Origin of the sequence: Streptomyces sp. NPDC006207 (assembly GCF_040613835.1) — a bacterium.
Lineage (GTDB): Bacteria > Actinomycetota > Actinomycetes > Streptomycetales > Streptomycetaceae > Actinacidiphila.
The window spans coordinates 1-21,625 of sequence record NZ_JBEXSX010000083.1; the positions used below are offsets into that span (position 1 = coordinate 1).

Below are 21,625 nucleotides of genomic sequence, written 5' to 3' on the forward strand. Positions count from 1 at the left end.
ACGACCCCAAGCCCTTCGTCTGGACGAAAACCGCAGACGAAATCTTCGAACGCCTCGCCGGATATCTGAACCGAATCAACGACTCAGGACACTAGGTCGTGTCGTCAAAATGAGCTCCCCCAGCTCCGCTGGGAGGTGCCCCCAGGTGCGGTGCATCGCAAGGCGGAGAGTCGTCTCGTAGTGGGCTACTCGGACGATTCGACGACTCCCCCGGGCCGAAGGCTGGGGAGTGCCGTGCCTGGGGCACCTCCCAGCGCCGGCTGGGGGAGCGGCGCGGGGTGGGGGCACCCCCGGCCGAAGGTTGGGGGAGGGCATGTGACGACACGGCCGAGTACAACCCCGGCGGCCCCTCGTGGGTCTCCCCACCGCGGCAGCCGGGTCACGTACACGGCGTTCGGGTCGGGCCGGGCGGGCTAGCCTCCCAGCCGCACCCCGCGGTTGAAGCGGAAGAGGTCGCCGGGGTCGAGGGCCGCCTTCAGGCGGGCGAGGCGTTCGGCGTCCGGCGCCGGGTGGCCGGAACCGAACTGGGCGGGGGTGGCCCCCGCCCCGTCGCCGTAGACGAAGGTCAGGCAGCGCCCGGCCGTCCGGTCGGCCACCTCGGCCAGGACGCGGCGCTGCACCGCCCGGACCGGCTCCATCTCCGGCGCTGCCGCCGAGATCACCCGCAGCAGGAACCGCCCGTCGCGGTGGCCGGTCGCGCCCGGTACGGCGGGCGGCCGGGACAGGGCGCCCCCGAGGTGGCGCAGGTCGACGACGGTGCCGGCGGCCGCCGCCAGGACCCGGCGCAGGGCGGCCGCGTCGACGTCGCGCAGCACGGCGTTGTCGGCGGCGTAGGCGTGCGGCCGCGGTGGGTCGCGGTGGATGGCGCCCGACTCGGTGTACGGCACGGGCCGCAGGTCGTCGGTCGTACGCGGCCCGGTCGCGCGCAGCGGCGCCACCAGGCGTTCGCCCTCCGCCGCCGGGCCGTTGAAGGCGATCCGCACCGAGGCGAGGTGCCGTCCCCCGGGCCCGGCCGGGACCAGGGCCACCGAGGACGTCAGCTCCTCGGGCACCTCCCGGGTCCAGCGCAGGTACGCCTCCAGCACCTCCTCCGTCGCCCCGGCCGGGAAGACCAACTGCCCGCCGTACAGCGCCGGCACGGGCAGCAGCCCGATCTCCATCCCCGTGACCACGGCGAGGCCGTGGCCGGAGCCGCGCAGCGCCCACGAGAGTTCCGGCTCGCTCCGGGCGGTGACGTGCCGGGCCCGGCCGTCCGCCGTGACGACGTCGAAGGCCCGTACGTGGTCGCAGGCCCAGCCGTACTGGCGCGCCGTCAGGCCCAGTCCGCCGCCGAGGGTGTAGCCGACCGCGCCCACGTCCGGCGAGGAACCGCTCGGCGGCGCCAGCCCGAAGGGCGCGGCCGCCGCGACGACGTCCGACCAGCGGGCACCCGCCCCGACGTACGCGGTGCCCGCAACCGGATCCACCCGGACCGCGCGCATGCGGCGGGTGCTGATCAGCACACCCCGGTCGGCGGCCACGGACAGGCCGTGCCCGGTGGCCTGGACGGCGACCGGCAGCGCGCGGGCCGCCGCGTGGACCACCGCCGCGCGGACGTCCTCGGCGGTCCGGGCGGCGACGATCAGGTCGGGGCGGTGGAGATAGGCGGTCTGGAAACCGGAGCGCTCGGCGTCGTACCCCGCGTCGTCCGGGGTGATCAGGGTGTCCTCGTGCGTGTTCGTCCACATGGGGACGACGCTAGGAGCGCTTGAGGACACATCCTGTCCCCAGGCTGTGGAAATCTCGGCGCATGACGACGGACCGCCCGACGATGCCCGCCCGGATGCTGCGGCTGCTCTCGCTGCTGCAGAGCCGCCGCACATGGTCCGGCGCCGAGCTCGCCGGCCGTCTCGGCGTGACCGGCCGCACCGTGCGCCGGGACGTCGACCGGCTGCGCGAACTGGGCTACCCCGTGCACGGCACCACGGGCACGGCCGGTGGCTACCGGCTGGCCTCCGGCCGCGACCTGCCGCCCCTGCTGCTGGACGATGACGAGGCGGTGGCGATCGCCGTCGGACTGCGCACGGCCGCCGCGGGCGGTGGTGTGGCGGGCATCGAGGAGACGTCGGTGCGTGCCCTGGCCAAGCTGGAGCAGGTGCTGCCCGCGCGGCTGCGGGCCCGGGTCGCCGCCGTCGGCGCGGCCTCCGTCCGCGTCCCGGTCGGGCAGCCGCTTCCGGAGGCCGATCCGGACGCACTGGCCGTCCTCGCCGCCGCGTGCCGCGACCACGAGGTGGTGACCTTCGACTACCGCGGCCGCGCCGCCGCCGCCCCGGAGCGGCGCCGTGCCGAGCCGCACAGCCTCGCCACCGCGTACGGGCGCTGGTACGTCATCGCCTACGACACCGACCGCGCGGGCTGGCGGGTGTTCCGGCTGGACCGGCTCACCGGCCCCGCCCCCGTCCACCGCCGCTTCACCCCGCGGGACCTGCCCGGCGGCCCGGGTGCCGACCCCGCCGCGTACCTCGCCGCGACGCTGACCGCCGCCCCCTACCGCTTCACGGCCGCGGCCACGGTCGGCGCGCCGGCCGCCGAGGTGCTGGCCCGCCTCCCGGCGCCGCTGCCCGGGCGGGTGACGCCGCTGGACGAGGGCCGCTGCCGGGTGACCTTTGGCGCGGACTCGCCGGACCTGATCACGCACGACCTCGTGGCGCTGGCCGGGCTCCCCGTCGTCCTCGACGAGGACACCCCGGCCGCGCTCCGCGCCCATCTGCGGGACGTCGGGCGCGCGCTCGCGGCGATGTGAGCGGTTGCCGGGGGAGCGGTTGCCGGGGGAGCGGGGAGCTACCCGGCGGCGGTCGTGGGCTGCTCCACGACGTTGCGGCCACCGAGCGGCGCCATCCTGCCCGGGTGCTCGGGCTGCTGGCCCGGCATGAGCCCGGTGCCGGACGCCGGGGCGGAGGTGTGCGCGGAGGTGTGCGCGGAGGTGTGGGCCGAGGCGTGCGCGGAGGTGTGGGCCGAGGCGTGCGCGGGGGCCGCATGGGTGGGAGCCGCGTGGGCGCCCCCGGACTGCTGCGCGGCACCCGGCGCGATCGCCATCGGGGCGGCGGAGGAGGGCACCGCCGCGGTGACCGCACGGCTCGCCTCGGTCTTCGGGTGCTCGTCCTTGTCGGGCGCGTGGCTCACCCCGAAACGGGTCCGCAGATGGTGCCCGGCCGCCTCGTCGAGGCTCACCGGTCGCTGCAGCCGCACCGCCAGCCGGCTCGCCTCACGGCCCAGCGCCGCGAGGTCCTCCCACCGCAGGTGCACGACGAGCGGCAGTTCCGCCTCGCCGTCGGGGAGCGCTTGAAGGCCCTGGAAGGGGACGTTGCTCTGAGCGTTCATCGGCCGGTCCTCACCATTGGCTGCAGTGCGGTACGGCAGGGGATACGCACCCCGGCACCGGAACGTTCAGCCGCGCCCCGCCGCGCCCGCCGCGCGGCGGGGATGATGGGACCGTGCGCACCCTCGGGATCGACCTGGCCGCGAGCCCCCGGACGACCGCGGTCGCGGTTGTCACCTGGCCCGGTGACGGTACGGCCGTCGTCTCCCCGCCGCTGCTGGGGTGCGCCGACGACGTGCTGGCCGACCTGCTGTGCGGACTGGAGCCGGGGGAACGCGCCGGGGTGGACTGCCCCTTCGGCTGGCCGATCCCGTTCGTCGAGGCCGTCGCCGCGCACGCGGCGGGCACGCCGTGGCCCGGGCGGGGCACCGACGCCTCCGCGTACCGGGCGACCCTGCGCCACCGCCGCACCGACGTCCTGACCCACGAGGAACTCGGCGGCCGGTGGCCGCTGTCCGTCGCCTTCGACCGGCTGGGCGCCACCGCCGCCCGCTGGGCCCACCTCGCCGACGAACTCGCCGCCCGCGACCGCCCGGTGGCCCGTGACGGCTCCGGTCGGATCGCCGAGGTGTACCCGGCGGCGTCCCGCAGACGATGGGGCCTGGGCCCCGAGCGCTCGACGGCCGAACTCCGCGCGGCCGCCCCCTGGCTGCGGTGCGGCCCGGCCGAACGCGCCGCGTACGACGGCAGCGAGCACGCCTTCGACGCGCTGGTCGCCGCCCTCGCCGCACGGGCCGTCCAGCGCGGACTCACCCGCGGTCCCGCCGGCCCGGAGCAGATCCACGCGGCCGCCGTCGAGGGCTGGATCCACCTCCCCGGTGAGGGCACGCTCCCGGCCCTGCCGTGAGCGCGGATGCGGGTGCGGGCGGCAGGGTGGACGCGGCGACGTGACCGTGGTGGCCGGGGTGCGTGGGCATCCCGCGCCGGGGCCGGGCCCCCTGGAGGCCCCTTGGGTACGAGTCAACGGCGCCGCCACGACTCGTACTTGGGCAACGGCTTTGCGCCGCGGGCCGCCGGAGGCGTGCTCGGGCGCCGCGCGGCGTCCCGAGCCGCCTGGCCCCGCCCGGGCGCCGTCCGCTCAGTGGAGGCGGATCGCGAGGGTGACGACCGCGCCGACCGGGCCCGTGGCGATCGTGAGGTGGTCGGTGACCAGGCGGGCGAGCCACAGGCCGCGCCCGCAGCGGGAGTCGAGGCCGGGCAGCAGCTCGGGGATGACGGCGGCGCTGAAGCCGGGGCCGGCGTCGGTGATCCGGCACTGCACCTCGCCGTCGGTCCGGCGCAGCATCAGGCGGCCGCGGCCGCCGCCATGGGTGATCGCGTTGGAGGCCACCTCGTTCACCGCGAGGACGAACTCGCCGCGGCGTGCCGCAGGAAGTCCCGCCCAGATCGCGAACTCCTCGGCCAGTACCCGCAGTCGGGGCAGCTCGCCCTCCGTGAAGTCGCGTTCCAGCCAGCAGCCCCCGGCGGCCGGATCGCCGGCGGAGGGTTCGTGCAGCTCCTCCAGCATCAGCCGCTCACCTCGATCAGTGTCAGCCCCGGCAGGGACGTCGCGCCCAGCGTGCGCAGCAGCGTCAAGTGGAAGGCGGAGCAGCGGACCTCCACCCGCACCCCCCGCTCCCCGGCGGCGGCCACCAGCGTCAGGAGTTCCGTCGCGCAGCCGACGCCGAGGAAGTGCAGGTCGCGCAGGGCCAGGACGAGCCGCCCGCCCTCCACGGTCCGCCGCAGCGCGTCCTCGACCACGCCGTGGAACCGATCCCGCGTGCTGAGGTCGGCCTCGCCGAGCAGCCGCAGCAGGCCCTCGGTGCGCGCCGCGTACAGCGCGCCGAGCCGGGTCAGCAGGTTGCGCGGGTGGGCCTGCGCCATCGCGTCGAGCACGTCCCCGGTGAACCACCGGCGGTCGTAGGCGCAGATCTCCGCGTACGGCCGTCCGGTGAAGAGGTGGTCGGCGTGGGTCTCGCGGTGCACCATCGCGTCGATGGGCGCGCCCATGTCGCGCACCCAGTGCATGTCGATGTACGCGCGCAGGCCCGCGTACCCCTCGCGGACCGCGCGGTCCGTCTCCTCGGCGAGCCGGCCCTGCTGCCGTACCGCCGTGAACGCGAGGTCCGGACGGATCAGCTCGCGCATGCTGCTCAGCACGAGCTGCCCGCGCCGGTGCGCCGACTCCACCCGTGCGTCGGCGTCCCCGGGCCGCCCGGCGTCGTCGGCCGGACCCAGGTGGGCGAGCACCTCCCGGTCCGGCACGCCGGGGGCGGCGAAGACCATGACCCGCTCGCCGGCCGCCAGCCCGAGCCGTGTGAACGCGGCCAGGACGTCCCAGCGTGTGTGGTCGCCGTCGTAACTGACGAACGCGTGGTCGCCGGGCCGCATCCGCTGCACCGGCACGACCCGCACATCCGCGGCAGGCATCGGTCCTCACCCCCTGGTTTCCGAGCTGCCGAGGGTAGGAGCGCGCACCGCGGGACCGCCAGGCGGGACCGACTCTGGCCGGGATCGCGCGGGGAGCGATCGCGGGCACGCCGGAGCTGCCCGGAAGCGCCCGTCCGTCAACGCGATGTGACGGACGGGCGATCAACGCACCGGCCGCCCGGACGCCGGCCCGGCCGTTCTGCGTGACGTCACCCGGATGCGCCGTGAAGCCGGTGTTCGCGTCCCTGCCGTGGTCCAGTAGGGAGCGGAGGTCCCGCCCCGCAGCAGGGAGCGGCGGCCCGTGCCAAGCTGGGGTCCGTCGGGTCTGTGGCGTGCGTCACACATGGTGGTCCCGCTTCCCGCCGGCCGGACAGCATCGGCCGGGGACGCCACGGGCGGCGTACGTGCCCCGGCCCGACCGCCGGGCGAGGGCCGGTGCACGGCATGGGGACCGTCGGATCGGCCGTGGGAAGGAGGTGGCGGCGACACCCCGCCGGGCCCGGCACGACTGTGAGAGCGGCCACGTACGCCCCTTTCGGCGGGCTGTGGGGATTAAGCGCGGGTAAACTCCCTGTTCGCCATTTGTGACGCCGGGTGAGGGGCCCCAGGCCACGGGCCGTCCGGTCCGGACGGCCGCGGTACGGGGACGCCGGGCGTGCGCCAGTCGCGGGGACGGTCCCGCGCGCCGGGACACCGTGGTCCCCGGCCGGCCGGTCGAGGGGCACCCGGCGCCGCAGTGGTCCTGAGTTCTTGGAGGGTTTGACATGCGTCTGTCTCTGGCCGTGAGCGACCGGAACAAGGTGCCCGGCGCGTCCGCGGCGGCGCCACCGACCCCCGGCTCGGCCGAGCCGGGGAGCACCGTATGACCCTCGTCGAATCGCCCATCCCGCTCCTCGAGGACCCCGCGCCCGCCGGTGTCGCCGGCACCTCCGGCGTCCTGTGCCCCGCACGGGCGGTCTTCCGGGCCGGCGACGCAGCCCCCGGGCGCACCCTGCTCGGGGTCCTGGCCGCCACCGCCCGGGCGCACCCCACCGCACCCGCCGTCGACGACGGCACCACGACGCTGAGCTACCGGGCCCTGGCCGCCGCGACCGAGCGCCTGCGCCGCCGCCTGGCGGAGGCCGGCATCGGCGCCGGCGACCGGGTGGGCGTACGGGTGCCCTCGGGCACCGCCGACCTGTACGTGGCGGTCCTCGCCGTGCTCTCCGCGGGCGCCGCCTATGTGCCGGTCGATGCCGAGGACCCCGAGGAACGCGCCCGGCTGGTCTTCTCCGAGGCGGAGGTGTGCGCCGTCATCGGCGAGCACCTCACGGTCACCCCGTGCGCCGAGCCCCGCGGCACCGTCGGCCGCCGTCCCGGGCCGGACGACGACGCGTGGATCATCTTCACCTCCGGTTCCACCGGCAAGCCCAAGGGCGTCGCCGTCACCCACCGTTCGGCCGCCGCGTTCGTGGACGCCGAGGCCCGGCTCTTCCTCGCCGAGGAGCCGCTGGGACCCGGCGACCGGGTGCTGGCCGGGCTCTCGGTGGCCTTCGACGCCTCCTGCGAGGAGATGTGGCTGGCGTGGCGGCACGGCGCCTGCCTGGTGCCCGCGCCGCGCTCCCTCGTCCGCACCGGGCTGGACCTCGGCCCCTGGCTCGTCGAGCAGGGGATCACGGTCGTCTCCACCGTGCCCACCCTGGCCGCGCTGTGGCCCGTCGAGGCGCTGGACGACGTCCGCCTGCTGATCTTCGGTGGCGAGGCCTGCCCGCCGGAACTGGCCGAACGGATGGCCGTCGAGGGGCGTGAGGTGTGGAACACCTACGGCCCCACCGAGGCCACCGTCGTCGCCTGCGCCGCCCAGCTCACCGGCGAGGGCCCGGTCCGCATCGGACTGCCCCTGGACGGCTGGGAGCTGGCCGTCGTGGATGCCCACGGCGAACCGCTGCCCATGGGCGCGACCGGCGAGCTGGTCATCGGCGGGGTCGGCCTCGCCCGCTACCTGGACCCCGCCAAGGACACCGAGAAGTACGCGCCGCTGCCCGCCCTCGGCTGGGACCGCGCCTACCGCAGCGGCGACCTGGTCCGCGCGGACGCGGAGGGCCTGGTCTTCGTCGGCCGCGCCGACGAGCAGGTCAAGCTCGGCGGGCGCCGCATCGAACTGGGCGAGATCGACGCCGCGCTGCAGGCGCTGCCCGCCGTCGCCGGCGCGGCCGCCGCCGTCCGCACCACCAAGGGCGGCAACCAGATCCTGGTCGGCTACGTCGCGGTGACCGGTGACTTCGACCAGGCCGACGCGCTCGCCCGGCTCCGCGAGGCGCTGCCGGCCGCCCTCGTCCCGCTGCTCGCCGTCGTGGACACCCTGCCCACCCGGACCTCGGGCAAGGTCGACCGGGACGCGCTGCCCTGGCCGCTGCCCGGGCTCGACGCGCCCGCTGCGGAACTGGGCGGCACCGAGGGGCTGCTCGCCGGCCTGTGGGGCGAGCTCCTCGGCGCGCCGGTGACCGGGCCGGACGCCGACTTCTTCGCGCTCGGCGGCGGCAGCCTGACCGCCGCCCGCCTCGTCTCGCAGCTGCGCACCCGCTACCCCGCGGCCGCGGTCGGCGACGTCTACCAGCACCCCACCCTCGGGGCGCTCGCCGCGCGCCTGGACGAGGCCGACGCCCGCCGGGCCGCCGCGCGCCCCGTACGGCCGGTGCCCAGGCGCGCCGCGGCGGTCCAGCTGGCGCTGATGCTCCCGCTGTTCGTCCTGGCCGGACTGCGCTGGGGCGTCGTGGCGGCCGCGATCGGCAACGCGCTGCGCCTCCTCGGCCCGTTCCCGTGGGTCCCGGCCGTCTCCTGGTGGTGGGTGCTGGCCGGCTGGGCGCTGCTCATCAGCCCCGCCGGACGGGTCGCCGTCTCCGCGGGCGGCGCCCGGCTGCTGCTGCGCGGGGTGCGCCCGGGCACCTACCCGCGCGGCGGGGCGGTGCACCTGCGTCTGTGGGCCGCCGAACGCCTCGCGCAGGTCAGCGGCGCCGGCAACCTCACCGGTGCCTGGCTGAGCCACTACGCCCGCGCGCTGGGCGCCAAGGTCGGCGACGGCGCCGACCTGCACTCCCCGCCGCCGGTCACCGGCATGCTCAAGCTCGGCAAGGGCAGCGCCGTGGAGCCCGAGGTCGACCTGTCCGGGCACTGGCTCGACCGCGACCTGCTGCACATCGGCAAGATCCGCGTCGGCGCGGGCGCCACGGTCGGCTCCCGCAGCACCCTGCTGCCCGGCGCCCGGATCGGCAAGCGCGCCGAGATCGCCCCCGGTTCCGCGGTCGTGGGCGCCGTCCGGGCCGGACAGCGCTGGGGCGGTGTGCCCGCCGTCCGCACCGGCAAGGCCCCGCACCGCAGCTCCGACTCCCGCCCGCCGCGACGGCTGCGCTGGTCGGCGGCGTACGAGGCGACCGCCTTCGCCCTGGACCTGCTGCCCGCGGTGTCGGCGCTGCCCGCCCTGCTGGTGCTGGCCCGGTTCCTGCGCGGCGCCGGCGCCGCGCCGCTGCCCGCCGCGGTCGCGGCCGTGCCCCTGGCCACGCTCGCCTGGCTGCTGACGTACGCGCTGCTGGTGCTGGCCGGGGTGCGGCTGCTGGGCGTCGGGCTGCGCGAGGGCCACCACCCCGTGCACGGCCGTGTCGCCTGGCAGGCGTGGACGACGGCCCGGCTCATGGACCGGGCCCGCGCGCACCTGTTCCCGCTCTACGCCAGCCTGCTGACGCCGGTGTGGCTGCGGGCGCTCGGCATGAAGGTCGGCCGCCACGTCGAGGCGTCCACCGTGCTGGCGCTGCCGACGATGACCACCGTCGGCGACGGGGCCTTCCTCGCCGACGACACCATGGTGGGCAGTTACGAGCTCGGCGGCGGCCTGATGCGCATCGCGGAGGCCCGGATCGGCAAGAAGGCCTTCCTCGGGAACTCCGGCATGACCGCCCCCGGCCGCTCGGTGCCGAAGAACGGCCTGGTCGGCGTGCTCTCGGCGACGCCCAAGGGGGCCAAGGCGGGCAGTTCCTACCTGGGCATGCCGCCGATGCGGCTGCCGCGCGTCCCCGAGGCGGGCGACCGCAGCCGCACCTTCGCGCCGCCCCGGCGGCTCGTGCTGGCCCGCGCGGCCGTCGAGCTGTGCCGGGTCGTCCCCGTGATGTGCGCGGTCGCGCTGGTGGTGCTGGTGCTCGCCGGGTACGCGGCGGTGGCCGACCGGTACGGGGCGCCCGTGGCGCTCGCCGCCGGCGGTGCGCTGCTCGCGGGCGCCGGTGCGGTCGCCTGCGCGGTGGCCGTGGTGATGAAGTGGCTGCTGGTCGGACGGGTGCGGACGGGCGAACGGCCGCTGTGGAGCTCGTTCGTGTGGCGCAACGAACTGGCCGACACCTTCGTCGAGGTGCTGGCCGTGCCGTGGCTCGTCGGCGCGGTCGGCGGCACCCCGCTGATGAACCTGTGGCTGAGGTGCCTGGGGGCGCGGATCGGGCGCGGCGTATGGTGCGAGACGTACTGGCTGCCGGAGGCGGACCTGGTCCGGGTCGGGGACGGCGCGACCGTCGGCCGCGGCTGCGTGGTACAGACACACTTGTTCCACGATCGGATCCTGCGGATGGACGAGGTCGTACTCGGGGAGGGCGCGAGCCTCGGCCCGCACGGCATCGTGCTGCCCGGGGCCACGGTCGGGGCCCGGAGCGCGATCGGTCCCGCCTCGCTCGTCATGCGGGGCGAGAGCGTGCCCGAGGGCACCCGCTGGCTCGGCAACCCGATCTCCGCCTGGCACACAGAGGGGGCCCGCACAGGGTGAGCAACGGCAAGCGCGTGCGTGGCGGGGCCGCCGTCCCCGCCACGCCCGGGGCGGAGGTGTCCGCGGACACCTACTTCCCCGAGCACGGCAACGGCGGCTACCGGGTCACCCACTACGACCTGGAACTGGAGTACCGCCCGGCGGCCAACCGCCTCTCGGGCCGGGCCCGGATCTCCGCGCTGGCGGACCGGGCCCTTTCCGCGTTCAGCCTCGACCTCGGAGCCTTCCGTCTGGACCGGGTCCTCGTCGACGGGCGCCCCGCCCGCTACACGCACCGCGCGGGGAAGCTCCGCATCAAGCCCGCGAAGGCGCTGCCCGAGGGCCCGTTCGCGGTCGAGGTCCGCTACGTCGGCAACCCGAGGCCCGTCCGCTCCCGCGACTGGGGGGAGCTGGGCTGGGAGCAGCTGGAGGACGGCGCGCTCGTCGCCAGCCAGCCGATCGGCGCGCCCTCCTGGTTCCCCTGCAACGACCACCTCGGCGACCGGGCGGGTTACCGGATCACGGTGACCGCGCCCTCGCCGTACACGGTCGTCGCCAACGGCAGCCTGGAGTCGTACCGGGTCGGCGCCTCCACGACGACCTGGGTGTACGACCAGCCGCGGCCGATGCCGCCGTACCTGGCGACCGTGCAGATCGGCCTGTACGAGCTCATCGACCACCTCGGCGGTGCCGTACCCCAGCCGGCCGCCGTCCCGCCGCGCCTGACCGCCGACTTCGACCACGACTTCGGGCGCCAGCCGCGGATGATGGAGGTGTTCAGCGAGCTCTTCGGGCCCTACCCCTTCGGCGAGTACGCGGTCGTCGTGACCGACGAGGAGCTGGAGGTCCCGGTCGAGGCGCACGGGCTGTCCGTCTTCGGCAGCAACCACCTGGACGGCCGCCGCGGCTCCGAACGCCTCGTCGCCCACGAGCTCGCCCACCAGTGGTTCGGCAACAGCCTCGCCCTCGCCGACTGGCGGCACATCTGGCTCAACGAGGGCTTCGCCGCGTACGCCGAATGGCTGTGGGCCGAGTCCTGCGGCGAGGCGCCCGCCGCCCGCAACGCGGCCCGCGCCCACGCCAGGCTCGCCGCCCAGCCCCAGGACCTGCGGCTGGCCGACCCCGGTGCCCGGAACATGTTCGACGACCGGGTGTACAAGCGCGGCGCCCTCACCCTGCACGCGCTGCGCACGGTCATGGGGGACCCGGCGTTCTTCCGGCTGCTGCGGGCCTGGGCCGCCGCCCACCGCCATGGCACCGTGACCACCGGGCAGTTCACCGCCCTGGCCCAGGAGCACACCGACCGGCCGCTGGAGGCGCTGGTCTTCCACCCGTGGCTGCACGGGACGCGGCTGCCACGCCTGCCGAGCGGGGGAGCATGAGTGGCGCGCACACGGACGGGGGCGGGATCGTCGTCCACCGGCGGCCGGGCTGCCCGTTCTGCAGGAAACTGCGGGCGCAACTGCTGTTCACGCGGTTGCGCCACACCACGGTCGACATCTGGCGCGATCCGGACGCCGCCGCCTTCGTGCGCTCCGTGGCGGACGGGAACGAGACCGTGCCGACCGTCACCGTGGCGGGGCGGCCCCTGGTCAACCCCTCGCTGCGGCAGCTCAAGGAGGCGGTCAGGGCGTACGCCCCGCACCTTCAGGAGAACCGCGACACGTAGCGGCGCTGCCAGGGCGTCTCCACCGCGCGCCGGGTGTAGTGCTCCCGGACGTAGGCGACGGCCTCACCGGACGGCACCCCGTCCAGCACCGCCAGGCACGCCAGGGCCGTCCCCGTACGGCCGAGCCCGCCACCGCAGGCGACCTCCACCCGCTCGTCCGCAGCACGCTGCCACGCCGCGCGCAGCGCCTGGGCGGCGTCCGCACGGTCCGCGGGCAGCCGGAAGTCCGGCCAGCGCACCCAGCGGCTCTCCCAGGCCACCGCCGGGGGTTCGTGGCCCAGCAGGTACAGCCCGAACACGGGGACGGGACCGGCCGGCAGCGGGTGCCGCAGCCCCCGTCCACGCACCAGCCGCCCCGACGGCAGCCGCAGTACCCCCGGGGCGCCCGGCTCCCAGCCGGCGGCGGGCTCAGCGCCCATGGCCGCCGCACGCCGCCGGGTAGAGCACGGCGCCGGCCAGCTCGCCGCCGTCCGCGGCGTCCGCCGCCAGGCCGGACAGGCGCAGGCACGCCTCAGCGGTGGCGTCCACGGGAGGGCACTCGACGCCCACGGCGCCGACCGCGGTCACCGAGCCGTCGTGGTGGAGTTCGCCGCCGGAGGACGGCGCGGGCAGCCCGCCCTGCAGGATGCCGAGGGCGACGATCTCGCCCGACGCGCCCGACGCGCCCGAGGCCTCACGGATGTCGAAGCGCCAATGGGCGTCGCTCGCTTTGAGGAGGTATTTCCCGGACCTCCCGCATTCCGCCAGGGAATCCCGGCGGGCGCGGACGAGTTCGGCTATCGCGCAGCACAACGGGGCGTCATGTCCGGCCGGCGTGCGGAAGCGGCTGAAATCGGCGAGCGGCGCGGACCGCATCGCGCCGTCGAGGAGGACGACCGCCGACTCCCGTGCGTGCGGATGGCCCTGCTCGGCGATGTCCAGCAGAAAGGGGGCCGCGACCACGGCGCCGGGGAGCACCTCGCCGGTGCGTCCGCGCAGCAGGGAACTGCTGGTCAGGGCCGCCACGGCGGAGGCGACCCCCTCGAGGTCGCGGGCCGCGGCCAGTGCCCTCAGCCCGGCCGCGGGGTCGGGCCGTTCGGCCCGCGCCCCGTCCCGGGCGTCGGCGGTCCGAGGGCGCGGCCGCGGCGTGGGAATGGCATTCCAATTGACGGCGTCGATCTCGGTGAGCAGCATCCGCACATGATTCCACCCGCTCCGGAATTTCGGGGTTCCGCATGCGGGACAAGCGTTCGAGCGGCTATGCTCCGCCGCCTCAAGCGGTATGACGCAGATACAGCGCGCCACAACTGTGGCAGAAGGGCTGCGCCGCCGGCGTTCCCCATACGTCCTCCGCCTGCACGGCCGCGGCGGGGGAGAGCTCCCGCCCGCACAGCCCCGTCGCGGCGCCGTCCTCCACCATGTGCCACGCCCTCAGCGGGCTTCCGTCGGCCGGGCCGCCGTCCTCGGTGTCGTACTCGGCGCGCATCTCGTACACGGGCATCGTGGTGCCTCCGGGTCGGTCATGCCCTTCTTGGTGCCGGTAGTCCAGTATGTCCGGGCTCCGCCCGCGCGGCGATCGCAGCCCCGCGCGGGGCGGGACGTACCGCAGCCGGCGGGCCCGGGGCTCGGCCCGTCGTACGACCGGCGCGGGCGGGAGGGCGTGCGCGGACCGGCGCGGCGGCGTCCCGGCGGCCCCGGCCGTCGCCGGCGTCACTGTGGGCCCCGCCGGGCCCGCCGGTGCCCCGGGCGCCGATTGACAGGCCGGGACCGGCGTCCTTGAGTGAGGGGCGCCAGGCAGAAGCCTCAGGGGGAAGCGTCATGCCGAGCCACCGTCAGCCGCCCGCACCGCTCCCGCCGGCCCTTCCGCTCCCGCCGGCCCGGTCCCGTCCGGTGGCGACGCCGTCGGCGCCCGGCTGTGGGCCCGCTTCCGCCGCGGCCCGCGCGCACCGGAACAGCCACCGGACCGTCCCGCCGCGCCGCTGCTGGCGGTGGGCCTGCTCGGCTCGCTCAGCGTCAGCGTCGACGGTTGTTCCGGCCGAGGGCTGGCACGGCCACCGCACCCGTTCCCTGCTCGCCTTCCTGCTCACCCACCGAGACCCCTGGCCGCACCGGGAGACGCTCATGGACGCCTTCTGGCCGGACTCGGCCCCCGGGGCGGCGCGCAACAGCCTCGGCGTCGCGATGCACCAACTGCGCCAGACGCTGGGTACCGCGACCGGCGAACCCGTGGTCGTCTTCCGCTGCGGTGCCTACCGGCTGGGTCCCGGGCTCGGCCTCTGGCTGGACTGCGACGAGTTCGACCTGCTGCTGCGCACCGCCCGGGAGGCGGAGGACCGGGCGACCGCACCGGCGCGGCCGAGGAGTACGAGCGGGCGCTCGCCCTCTACCGGGGCGAGTTCCTCGCCGAGTCGCCGTACGAGGAGTGGACCGTCCTGCACCGGGAGCGGCTGCGGCTGGCCCACCTCGACGCCCTCGCCCGGCTGAGCGAACTGCACTTCACCGCGGGCCGCTACGCCCCGTGCGCCGAACTCTGCCGCCGCCTGGTCGCGTTGGACCCGTGCCGGGAGACCGCGCACCGGCGGCTGATGCGCTGCCTGAGCCGGATCGGCCAACCGCATCTGGCCATCCTCCAGTTCCGGGCCTGCGTGCGGACGCTGCGCGAGGAACTCGGCGTGCCGCCGCAGCGCGAGACCGTCGAGCTCCACCAACGGCTGCGCGACGACCTGCCGGTGTGAGCGGCGCGCCCGCGCTTATCGCGTCGCGGCCGCCGGGTTAAGCGACGGCACGGCGGCCGGTTAAGCGCGGTGCGGAAGAACGGACGCCGAGCGCGGCAGCGACCCGCCGCCGCGCCGGCGCCCACCTCGCAGGGGAGAGAACATGCCCGCACAGCCCGACCTGAACAACCCCGTCCTCGGCATCGACACCCGCGACATCCTGGTGACGGACAACGACGCCGTCCCCTCCGGCCTGGTCCTCACCGCGTCCCTGCCGATCACCGTCAGCGTGACCTTCGAGGTCGGTGGCCTCACGCTGCCGTTGCTCCACGACACGCCCTTCAGGGTGACCTACGCCTTCGCCTCGCTCTCCGGCACCAGCGACGTCACGCGCTCGGTGGACGGGCGCCTGGTCACACGTCCGGCGCCCGCGAAGACGGTGTACAGCGGCGCCGACACCGACGTCGTCCTCCCGGCCGGAACGCTGCGGCCCGGGCTCTACCAGGTCTCGGCGATGGTCCAGTTCCCCGGTGCCCGGGGCATGGGCGCCTTCACCACGCTGCCGGTGATCGAGGTCGTCGAGGGGCCGTGAACGAGGACGAGCTGACCCGGATCGACGGCGTCGGTGCGACCACCGCGCGCCTGCTGGCCGCCGCCGGGATCCGTACGTACGCCGAGCTGTCGGCCGCGTCCACGGACGAGGTGGTCGCCGCGTGCGCGACCTGCGCGTGGTCTCCGCGGTCCGGGTCGAGCAGTGGCGCAAGGACGCCGCGGAGCTGGCCTCGGCGGTCCCGCCGCCGGGGCCGGCGCCGGAGGCGGAGCCGGCGGACGCCGGGTACGAGAGCTTCGTGCTGCGGGTGCGGCTGGACCGGGGGCGGATCCGGGCGACGGAGATCCGCAGGGTGCGCACCGGGGAGACCCGGCACTGGCCGGAGTGGGACGCCGGAGCGCTGCTCGCCTGCGTCCTGGGCCGCCCGGCCGGTCCAGGTCCAGGTCCCGGTCCCGGTACTGGTTCCGTTCCCGATCCCGTCCCCGGACCCGGACGGGCGACCGCGACCGGGGGCGACGGCGATCCCCGTGCCGGAGTCGCCCCGCCGGTCACGCTGCTGGCCGAGCCGCTGCTGGCGGTCGCGGGCGGCGCCGTACGGCCGGGGGTGCCGTTCACGCTGGACGTCACGCTGGCCCTGCCCCCGGCCAGCGGTCCCGGGGCGTGCTTCGCGTACTACGCGGCCGTCACCGCGAGCCCGGGCGGCGCGGGCCGTCGCGTGCTGGCGGACGACCGGGGCGTGCTGCGGGCCGGCGATCCGGTCGTACGGCTGTCGCTGCCCGGCCTGCCGCCGGGCACCCACCGTCTGGGGATCGCGGTGAGCCTGCGCGAACCCGGCGGGCACCGTCCCAGCGCGCTGGCGGCCACGGTGGACGGGCTCGTGCTCACCGTGTGACGTGCCACCGCGTCACGCGGCCGAGTCCGTGTCCTCGTCCCACTCGACACCGATCTCCCGCAGCCAGCGCCGGTCCTCCGGGCCCGGAGGACCGGGCAGCCCGGCCAACGGCTGCGGGGGGCCGGTGAGTTCGGTGCCGGTGAGCGACACCCCGCCCTTGCCGCCCGCGTGCGCGACGCTCTCGTCACCGCGTTCGAGGATTAGGAGTTCGTAGTGGGGCGGCCACCGCAGCAGGATCCGCCGCCGGCAGACCGGGCAGTACCACTCCTCGGCGCCGGAGCTCCTCGTCTCCGCCAGCCGCATCTCGTGGGTCTCGCTCATGCTCGTCTCCGTCCGCGCGAAGGGCACAGGGGAGGGCGGCGAACCGCCCCGCGTACCGGGTTGATGCCCGATCCGCCCCGATCAACCCCGGTTGTACGGGCGCCTCGTGTGACCGGCGGACGACGGGCCGTCACCGATTTCGTCACCCTTCGTGACCGGAGAAGTTCCCACCGCATGAATCGAGTCCGAAATTAGGGGATTTCACCCTATGTATTGACTGCGGGGAGTAATGGAACTTAAGGTTCATGTCAGGGGATGCTCCTATGAGCCGCATCCCGTCCGACATTTCACGTCTGTGATGGTGCGTCCGCACCTGAGACCCGGACGCACCCCCCGTCGCACCCGTGCCACGCGCACCGGCCGGTGCGACCCGCGCCCGGTCCCCCACGGCCGGCGCCTACGTTCCGCATCTCGAAGGGAACGACCATGCGCGTCACGAGCACGACCATCCGCCGGGTCGCCGCAGCGGCACTCGCGGCCCCGATCCTCGCCCTCGTCGGAGCCGGCGCGGCCGGCGCCGCGCCGCAACAGGCTGCCCCCGCCTCGCACCAGTCCGTCGTCACTCACGGGGACGGCTGCCGGGGCTACGGCGACTGGGGTTACGGATGGCGTTACGGCCATCACTTCGACGACGACTGTGGCTACGGCTACGGCTACGGCGGTTATGGAGGCTACGGAGGCTACGGCTACGGAGGTTACGGCTACGACAACGGCGTCGTCGTGGTGGTGCTGTAACCGTCAGTGAATCCGCACCCGCCCGGCGCCCGTCACGGCCACACCAGGCAGTAGAGCTGGTGCCCGCTCTCGTGACAGCGCTGGGCGAAGTCCTGCCACTCGTGCAGCATCGTGTAGATCACGAACGCGTCCCGCGGCCCGCGGCGGTCGGGGACGGTGGACCAGATGAAGGCGGCGGCGCCGAGGGCCTCCTCATCGGCCTTGCGCAACGGCTCGACGACGGAGTGGGGCAGCTTGACGACGGCGTAGTCGGGGTGGAGCACGACGAGTTCCAGCGGCGGGACCTTGGCCGGGGGTATGCCCTCGATGCCGGTCAGCACCATGGCGGCCATGGTCTCCGGCTTGACCTTGGTGTACATCCCCTGGCCCAGCTCGTCGCCGCCGAGTTCCTCGGGTCGCATCGAGATGGGGACCCGCGCGGCGGTTGCACCATCGGGTGCGCCGAAGTACTTGTAGGTCACCCCCACTCGGCCACCCCTGCTCCCGCTTTTCTCAACGGCCCTGTCGCGCTCTTTCGGCGGCCGGCGGCGCCGACCGGTGGGGCGGGCGTGCTCCGCGTCGGGGTCGTCCGCCCCGCCGCCCACGTCACCGCGTTCGCCACCGCGCTGCATTCCACTACCCGACCATCCGCAGACCCAACCACGCAACCCGATCATCGTCTCAGATGCACGGTCGATACCTCGTCGCGCAACGCCCGGCATTTGAGAGCATGTGCTTGTGAGCTATCCGTACGCCTACGAAGCGCCAGTTTCTCAGACCTTGTTCGATCGAGCAGCCGCCGTGACCCCTGGTGGGGTGAACAGCCCGGTACGTGCCTTTCGTGCCGTGGGCGGTACGCCCCGGTTCATGGTGTCCGGAACGGGTCCTTACCTGAAGGACGCGGATGGTCGCGAATACGTCGACCTCGTCTGCTCGTGGGGGCCGATGATCCTCGGCCACGCCCACCCCGAGGTGATCGCCGCCGTGCAGGCGGCGGTTGCGCGGGGTACGTCCTTCGGCACGCCCGGTGAGGGCGAGGTGGAACTGGCCGAGGAGATCGTGGCGCGTGTCGCGCCGGTGGAGCAGGTGCGGCTGGTCTCCTCCGGCACCGAGGCCACGATGTCGGCGATCCGGCTGGCACGCGGGTTCACGGGCCGGGCCAAGGTGATCAAGTTCGCGGGATGTTACCACGGTCATGTGGACGCCCTGCTGGCCGCCGCGGGTTCCGGGGTTGCCACTTTCGGGTTGCCCGACACCCCCGGGGTGACGGGCGCGCAGGCCGGGGACACGATCGTGCTCCCCTACAACGACCTGGGGGCCGTACGGGCCGCGTTCGCCGCCCACCCCGGTGAGATCGCCTGCGTGATCACCGAGGCGTCGCCCGGCAACATGGGCGTCGTGCCGCCGGCCGAGGGCTTCAACCAGGGCCTGGCGGACCTCTGCCGTGAGAACGGCGCGCTGTACGTCTCCGACGAGGTCATGACCGGCTTCCGTGTGTCGAGGGCCGGCTGGTACGGCATCGACGGCGTCCGTCCCGACCTGATGACCTTCGGCAAGGTGATGGGCGGCGGCTTCCCCGCCGCGGCCTTCGGCGGCCGTGCCGACGTGATGGCGCACCTCGCGCCCGCGGGCCCGGTCTACCAGGCGGGCACGCTTTCCGGTAACCCGGTGGCCACCGCCGCGGGCCTGGCCCAGCTGCGGTTGCTGGACGACGCGGTGTACGAGGTGGTGGACTCCGTCGCCGCCGAGGTGTCGGGCCTGGTGACCGCCGCGCTCTCCAAGGAGGGTGTGACGCACACCCTGCAGACCGCGGGCAACATGTTCTCGGTGTTCTTCACCGGTGACCGGGTGACGAACTACGACGAGGCCAGGCAGCAGGAGGCGTTCCGCTTCACGGCCTTCTTCCACGCGATGCTCGCCCAGGGCGTGTACCTGCCGCCCTCGGCCTTCGAGTCCTGGTTCGTGTCGTCGGCGCACGACGGCGCCGCCATCGAGCGGATCGCGGCCGCCCTGCCGGCCGCCGCCCGCGCCGCAGCGGAGGCCACCGCATGAGCGAGATCACAGTCGTCCACCTGATGCGGCACGGCGAGGTGGAGAACCCCACCGGCGTGCTCTACGGGCGCCTGCCCGGCTACCACCTGTCCGACCTGGGCCGGAAGATGGCCGACCGGGTCGCCGAGCACCTCGCGGGCCGTGACATCACCCACGTCGTCGCGTCCCCCCTGGAGCGCGCCCAGGAGACCGCGGCGCCGATCGGCGCCGTCCTCGGTCTGGACGTCGCGAGCGACGGGCGGCTGATCGAGGCGGACAACGTCTTCCAGGGCAAGACCTTCGGCGTCGGCGACGGCGCGCTCAAGCGCCCCGCCAACTGGAAGCACCTGGTCAACCCGTTCCGGCCGAGCTGGGGCGAGCCGTACGCGGAGCAGGTCGTCCGCATGACGGCCGCGCTGGAGGCGGCCCGGGACGCGGCCCGCGGCCACGAGGCGGTGTGCGTCAGCCACCAGCTGCCGATCTGGATCGTGCGCAGCGCCGTGGAGCAGCGGCGCCTGTGGCACGACCCGCGCAAGCGGCAGTGCACCCTGGCGAGCCTGACGTCCTTCACGTTCGAGGACGACCGGATCGTCTCCGTCGGCTACACCGAGCCCGCCCGCGACCTGGTCCCGGCGCATCTGCTGGCCGGGGCGAAGCCGGTCAAGGGCGGCAGCAAGGGCTTCGGCGCCTGACGACCGCCTCCCGCCGGTTCCGGAGGGCACCGGTCACGCGGACCGGCGCCCTCCGGTACACCCCGTGACGGCCGCCGCCGCGTGGCCCGATACGGTGCCCCGCCCGGCGAATTCGTGCACCCCGCGAAGGAACCTGCCGTACACGTACGGCATCTAGGGCGGTGAGCAGGGGCGACGCACGGGGATTGGGGCGCGGAATGCGGGAGATCAGCCGACGAGGGGTACTGGGCCTGGCGGCCGGAGCGGCCGCCGCCGGGCTGGCGGGCTGCGCCGGGGAGGGCCCCGGCGGCCGGCGCGTCGGCGAGGGGCCGTCGGCGTCGCCCACCCCGTCCGCCGGCGGCCCGCAGGGGCGGCCCTCCCCGTCCCCGTCGGTGCGGACGATCGGCGACGGCTCGACGGCCGACACCGGGCCGCAGCCCCATCAGCCCGCCGTGGAGCGCCTGGAACCCGGGCAGACGCCACCGCAGTTCGTGATCTTCTCCTGGGACGGGGCGGGCGAGCTGGACAACGGGCTCTTCGAACGGTTCCGCAAGCTCGCAGGCGAGCACGGGGCGGCGATGACCTTCTTCCTCTCCGGCGTCTACCTGCTCCCCGAGTCGAAGAAGAGGCTCTACAAGCCGCCGCGCAATCCCGTCGGCGCCTCCGACATCGGCTACCTCACCGACGCCCACGTCCGCGCCACCCTCGAGCAGTTGCGGCTGGCCTGGCTCGAGGGCCATGAGATCGGCACGCACTTCAACGGCCACTTCTGCGCGGGAGCGGGCTCGGTGGGCCGCTGGAGCCCGGCCGACTGGCGCAGCGAGATCGAACAGGCCGTCGGCTTCGTGGAGAACTGGCGCACCCACACCGGTTTCACCGACCTGCCCCCGCTGCCCTTCGACTACCGCAAGGAGCTGATCGGCGGCCGTACGCCCTGCCTGCTGGGCCAGCGCTCGCTGCTGCCCACCGCCGCCCGCCTGGGCTGGCGGTACGACGCCAGCGGGCCGGGCGGCCTGCAGGTGTGGCCGGGCAAGAGCCACGGGCTGTGGGACCTGCCGCTGCAGGCGGTGCCCTTCCCCGGCCGCTCCTTCGAGGTGCTGTCGATGGACTACAACATGCTGGCCAACCAGTCGGTGAACTCCACGCGCGGCAACCCCGCTCACTACCCGGCCTGGCGACGGCAGGCCCGCGACGCCTACCTCGGGGGCTTCCGCCGGGCGTACGAGACCAACCGCGCGCCGCTGTTCATCGGCAACCACTTCGAACAGTGGAACGGCGGGATATACATGGACGCCGTCGAGGACGCGCTGCGGCGGATGGCCGACCACGGGGATGTGCGCCTGGTGTCGTTCCGCCAGTTCGTGGACTGGCTGGACGCGCAGGACCCGGCGGTGCTGGCGAAACTGCGCACCCTCGGCCCGGGGCAGCGCCCCGCGGGCGGCTGGCGCCGGTTCCTCGCGCAGGAACGTTCCTCCGTGTCCCCCTCCACCACGCCGTCCACCACGCCCTCCTCCTCTTCCTCCCCCTCCTAGACGGTTCCACCCGTTTCGTCCTGGGG

21 protein-coding genes and 1 pseudogene are annotated in these 21,625 nt (G+C 75.1%); 13 read left to right on the forward strand and 9 right to left on the reverse strand.

What is annotated here, in order from left to right:
- Nucleotides 1-413: 413 nt before the first annotated feature.
- On the reverse strand, nt 414-1,727 hold the full coding sequence (locus ABZ312_RS40085; protein ID WP_500329446.1) for an FAD-binding oxidoreductase: 1,314 nt from the start codon (nt 1,725-1,727) through the stop codon (nt 414-416).
- 62 nt (nt 1,728-1,789) lie between these two features.
- Here ABZ312_RS40085 and ABZ312_RS40090 point away from each other — a divergent pair, with 62 nt between their 5' ends.
- On the forward strand, nt 1,790-2,782 hold the full coding sequence (locus ABZ312_RS40090; protein ID WP_500358745.1) for a helix-turn-helix transcriptional regulator: 993 nt from the start codon (nt 1,790-1,792) through the stop codon (nt 2,780-2,782).
- Nucleotides 2,783-2,820: 38 nt separating this feature from the next.
- On the opposite strand, the gene ABZ312_RS40095 is transcribed toward ABZ312_RS40090, so the two are convergent.
- Complete coding sequence (locus ABZ312_RS40095; protein ID WP_500329449.1) at nt 2,821-3,360, reverse strand: hypothetical protein; 540 nt, start codon at nt 3,358-3,360, stop codon at nt 2,821-2,823.
- 113 nt (nt 3,361-3,473) lie between these two features.
- Between ABZ312_RS40095 and ABZ312_RS40100 the strand changes: the two genes are divergently transcribed.
- Entirely contained in the window at nt 3,474-4,205 is a 732-nt protein-coding gene (locus tag ABZ312_RS40100; RefSeq protein ID WP_500329450.1) for a DUF429 domain-containing protein, read from the forward strand.
- Nucleotides 4,206-4,436: 231 nt separating this feature from the next.
- Here the strand turns inward: ABZ312_RS40100 and ABZ312_RS40105 are convergent, their stop codons facing one another.
- Nucleotides 4,437-4,865 (reverse strand): ATP-binding protein, encoded by a 429-nt coding sequence (locus ABZ312_RS40105; protein WP_500329451.1) that lies wholly within the window; start codon nt 4,863-4,865, stop codon nt 4,437-4,439.
- Entirely contained in the window at nt 4,865-5,767 is a 903-nt protein-coding gene (locus ABZ312_RS40110; RefSeq protein WP_500439845.1) for an MEDS domain-containing protein, read from the reverse strand. Before ABZ312_RS40110 ends, ABZ312_RS40105 begins: the two co-directional genes overlap by 1 nt.
- Nucleotides 5,768-6,629: 862 nt before the next feature.
- Here ABZ312_RS40110 and ABZ312_RS40115 point away from each other — a divergent pair.
- The 3 genes from ABZ312_RS40115 to ABZ312_RS40125 are packed head-to-tail and all read left to right on the forward strand — an operon-like array spanning nt 6,630 to nt 12,195.
- Nucleotides 6,630-10,547: a Pls/PosA family non-ribosomal peptide synthetase gene (locus ABZ312_RS40115; protein ID WP_500439846.1), complete on the forward strand. Its 3,918-nt coding sequence runs from the start codon at nt 6,630-6,632 to the stop codon at nt 10,545-10,547.
- Nucleotides 10,544-11,908, forward strand: a complete 1,365-nt coding sequence (locus ABZ312_RS40120) for a M1 family metallopeptidase (RefSeq protein WP_500329454.1) — start codon at nt 10,544-10,546, stop codon at nt 11,906-11,908. Before ABZ312_RS40115 ends, ABZ312_RS40120 begins: the two co-directional genes overlap by 4 nt.
- A complete protein-coding gene (locus ABZ312_RS40125; protein ID WP_500439847.1) occupies nt 11,905-12,195 on the forward strand; it encodes a glutaredoxin domain-containing protein in 291 nt (96 codons plus the stop codon). Before ABZ312_RS40120 ends, ABZ312_RS40125 begins: the two co-directional genes overlap by 4 nt.
- Here the strand turns inward: ABZ312_RS40125 and ABZ312_RS40130 are convergent.
- The 3 genes from ABZ312_RS40130 to ABZ312_RS40140 all read right to left on the reverse strand — a co-directional run bounded on the left by ABZ312_RS40130 (nt 12,174) and on the right by ABZ312_RS40140 (nt 13,675).
- Nucleotides 12,174-12,614, reverse strand: coding sequence for a protein-tyrosine phosphatase family protein (locus ABZ312_RS40130; protein WP_500439848.1), 441 nt, complete (start codon nt 12,612-12,614; stop codon nt 12,174-12,176). The two genes, ABZ312_RS40125 and ABZ312_RS40130, sit on opposite strands and share 22 nt — an antisense overlap.
- Nucleotides 12,604-13,368, reverse strand: coding sequence for a hypothetical protein (locus tag ABZ312_RS40135; protein ID WP_500329458.1), 765 nt, complete (start codon nt 13,366-13,368; stop codon nt 12,604-12,606). Before ABZ312_RS40135 ends, ABZ312_RS40130 begins: the two co-directional genes overlap by 11 nt.
- 79 nt (nt 13,369-13,447) lie before the next feature.
- Entirely contained in the window at nt 13,448-13,675 is a 228-nt protein-coding gene (locus tag ABZ312_RS40140; RefSeq protein ID WP_499513299.1) for a hypothetical protein, read from the reverse strand.
- 487 nt (nt 13,676-14,162) lie between these two features.
- Here ABZ312_RS40140 and ABZ312_RS40145 point away from each other — a divergent pair, with 487 nt between their 5' ends.
- The 4 genes and pseudogenes from ABZ312_RS40145 to ABZ312_RS40160 all read left to right on the forward strand — a co-directional run bounded on the left by ABZ312_RS40145 (nt 14,163) and on the right by ABZ312_RS40160 (nt 16,330).
- Nucleotides 14,163-14,909 carry a bacterial transcriptional activator domain-containing protein gene (locus ABZ312_RS40145; protein WP_500439849.1) on the forward strand — a complete coding sequence of 249 codons (747 nt, stop codon included), beginning with the start codon at nt 14,163-14,165 and terminating at the stop codon, nt 14,907-14,909.
- Nucleotides 14,910-15,051: 142 nt separating this feature from the next.
- On the forward strand, nt 15,052-15,480 hold the full coding sequence (locus ABZ312_RS40150; RefSeq protein WP_500439850.1) for a hypothetical protein: 429 nt from the start codon (nt 15,052-15,054) through the stop codon (nt 15,478-15,480).
- Nucleotides 15,477-15,584: pseudogene (locus ABZ312_RS40155) on the forward strand (DUF4332 domain-containing protein); the annotation flags it as partial. The gene ABZ312_RS40150 and the pseudogene ABZ312_RS40155, both read left to right, overlap by 4 nt.
- Before the next feature lie 17 nt (nt 15,585-15,601).
- A complete protein-coding gene (locus ABZ312_RS40160) occupies nt 15,602-16,330 on the forward strand; it encodes a hypothetical protein (protein ID WP_500439851.1) in 729 nt (242 codons plus the stop codon).
- A gap of 12 nt (nt 16,331-16,342) precedes the next feature.
- Here the strand turns inward: ABZ312_RS40160 and ABZ312_RS40165 are convergent, their stop codons facing one another.
- Nucleotides 16,343-16,651: a hypothetical protein gene (locus ABZ312_RS40165; RefSeq protein WP_500439852.1), complete on the reverse strand. Its 309-nt coding sequence runs from the start codon at nt 16,649-16,651 to the stop codon at nt 16,343-16,345.
- A 426-nt stretch (nt 16,652-17,077) separates the two neighbouring features.
- On the opposite strand from ABZ312_RS40165, the gene ABZ312_RS40170 reads away from it, so the two are divergent.
- The gene (locus tag ABZ312_RS40170; protein ID WP_500439853.1) at nt 17,078-17,386 is read left to right on the forward strand and encodes a hypothetical protein; all 309 of its coding nucleotides are present in this window, start codon (nt 17,078-17,080) and stop codon (nt 17,384-17,386) included.
- A 32-nt stretch (nt 17,387-17,418) separates the two neighbouring features.
- On the opposite strand, the gene ABZ312_RS40175 is transcribed toward ABZ312_RS40170, so the two are convergent.
- The gene (locus ABZ312_RS40175; protein WP_499513305.1) at nt 17,419-17,997 is read right to left on the reverse strand and encodes a hypothetical protein; all 579 of its coding nucleotides are present in this window, start codon (nt 17,995-17,997) and stop codon (nt 17,419-17,421) included.
- 106 nt (nt 17,998-18,103) lie between these two features.
- On the opposite strand from ABZ312_RS40175, the gene hemL reads away from it, so the two are divergent.
- The 3 genes from hemL to ABZ312_RS40190 all read left to right on the forward strand — a co-directional run bounded on the left by hemL (nt 18,104) and on the right by ABZ312_RS40190 (nt 21,599).
- Nucleotides 18,104-19,417, forward strand: a complete 1,314-nt coding sequence (hemL, locus tag ABZ312_RS40180; RefSeq protein WP_500439854.1) for a glutamate-1-semialdehyde 2,1-aminomutase — start codon at nt 18,104-18,106, stop codon at nt 19,415-19,417.
- Nucleotides 19,414-20,088 carry a histidine phosphatase family protein gene (locus ABZ312_RS40185; protein WP_500439855.1) on the forward strand — a complete coding sequence of 225 codons (675 nt, stop codon included), beginning with the start codon at nt 19,414-19,416 and terminating at the stop codon, nt 20,086-20,088. Before hemL ends, ABZ312_RS40185 begins: the two co-directional genes overlap by 4 nt.
- 197 nt (nt 20,089-20,285) lie before the next feature.
- Complete coding sequence (locus tag ABZ312_RS40190) at nt 20,286-21,599, forward strand: polysaccharide deacetylase family protein (RefSeq protein WP_500329464.1); 1,314 nt, start codon at nt 20,286-20,288, stop codon at nt 21,597-21,599.
- The last annotated feature ends 26 nt before the right edge of the window (nt 21,600-21,625 follow it).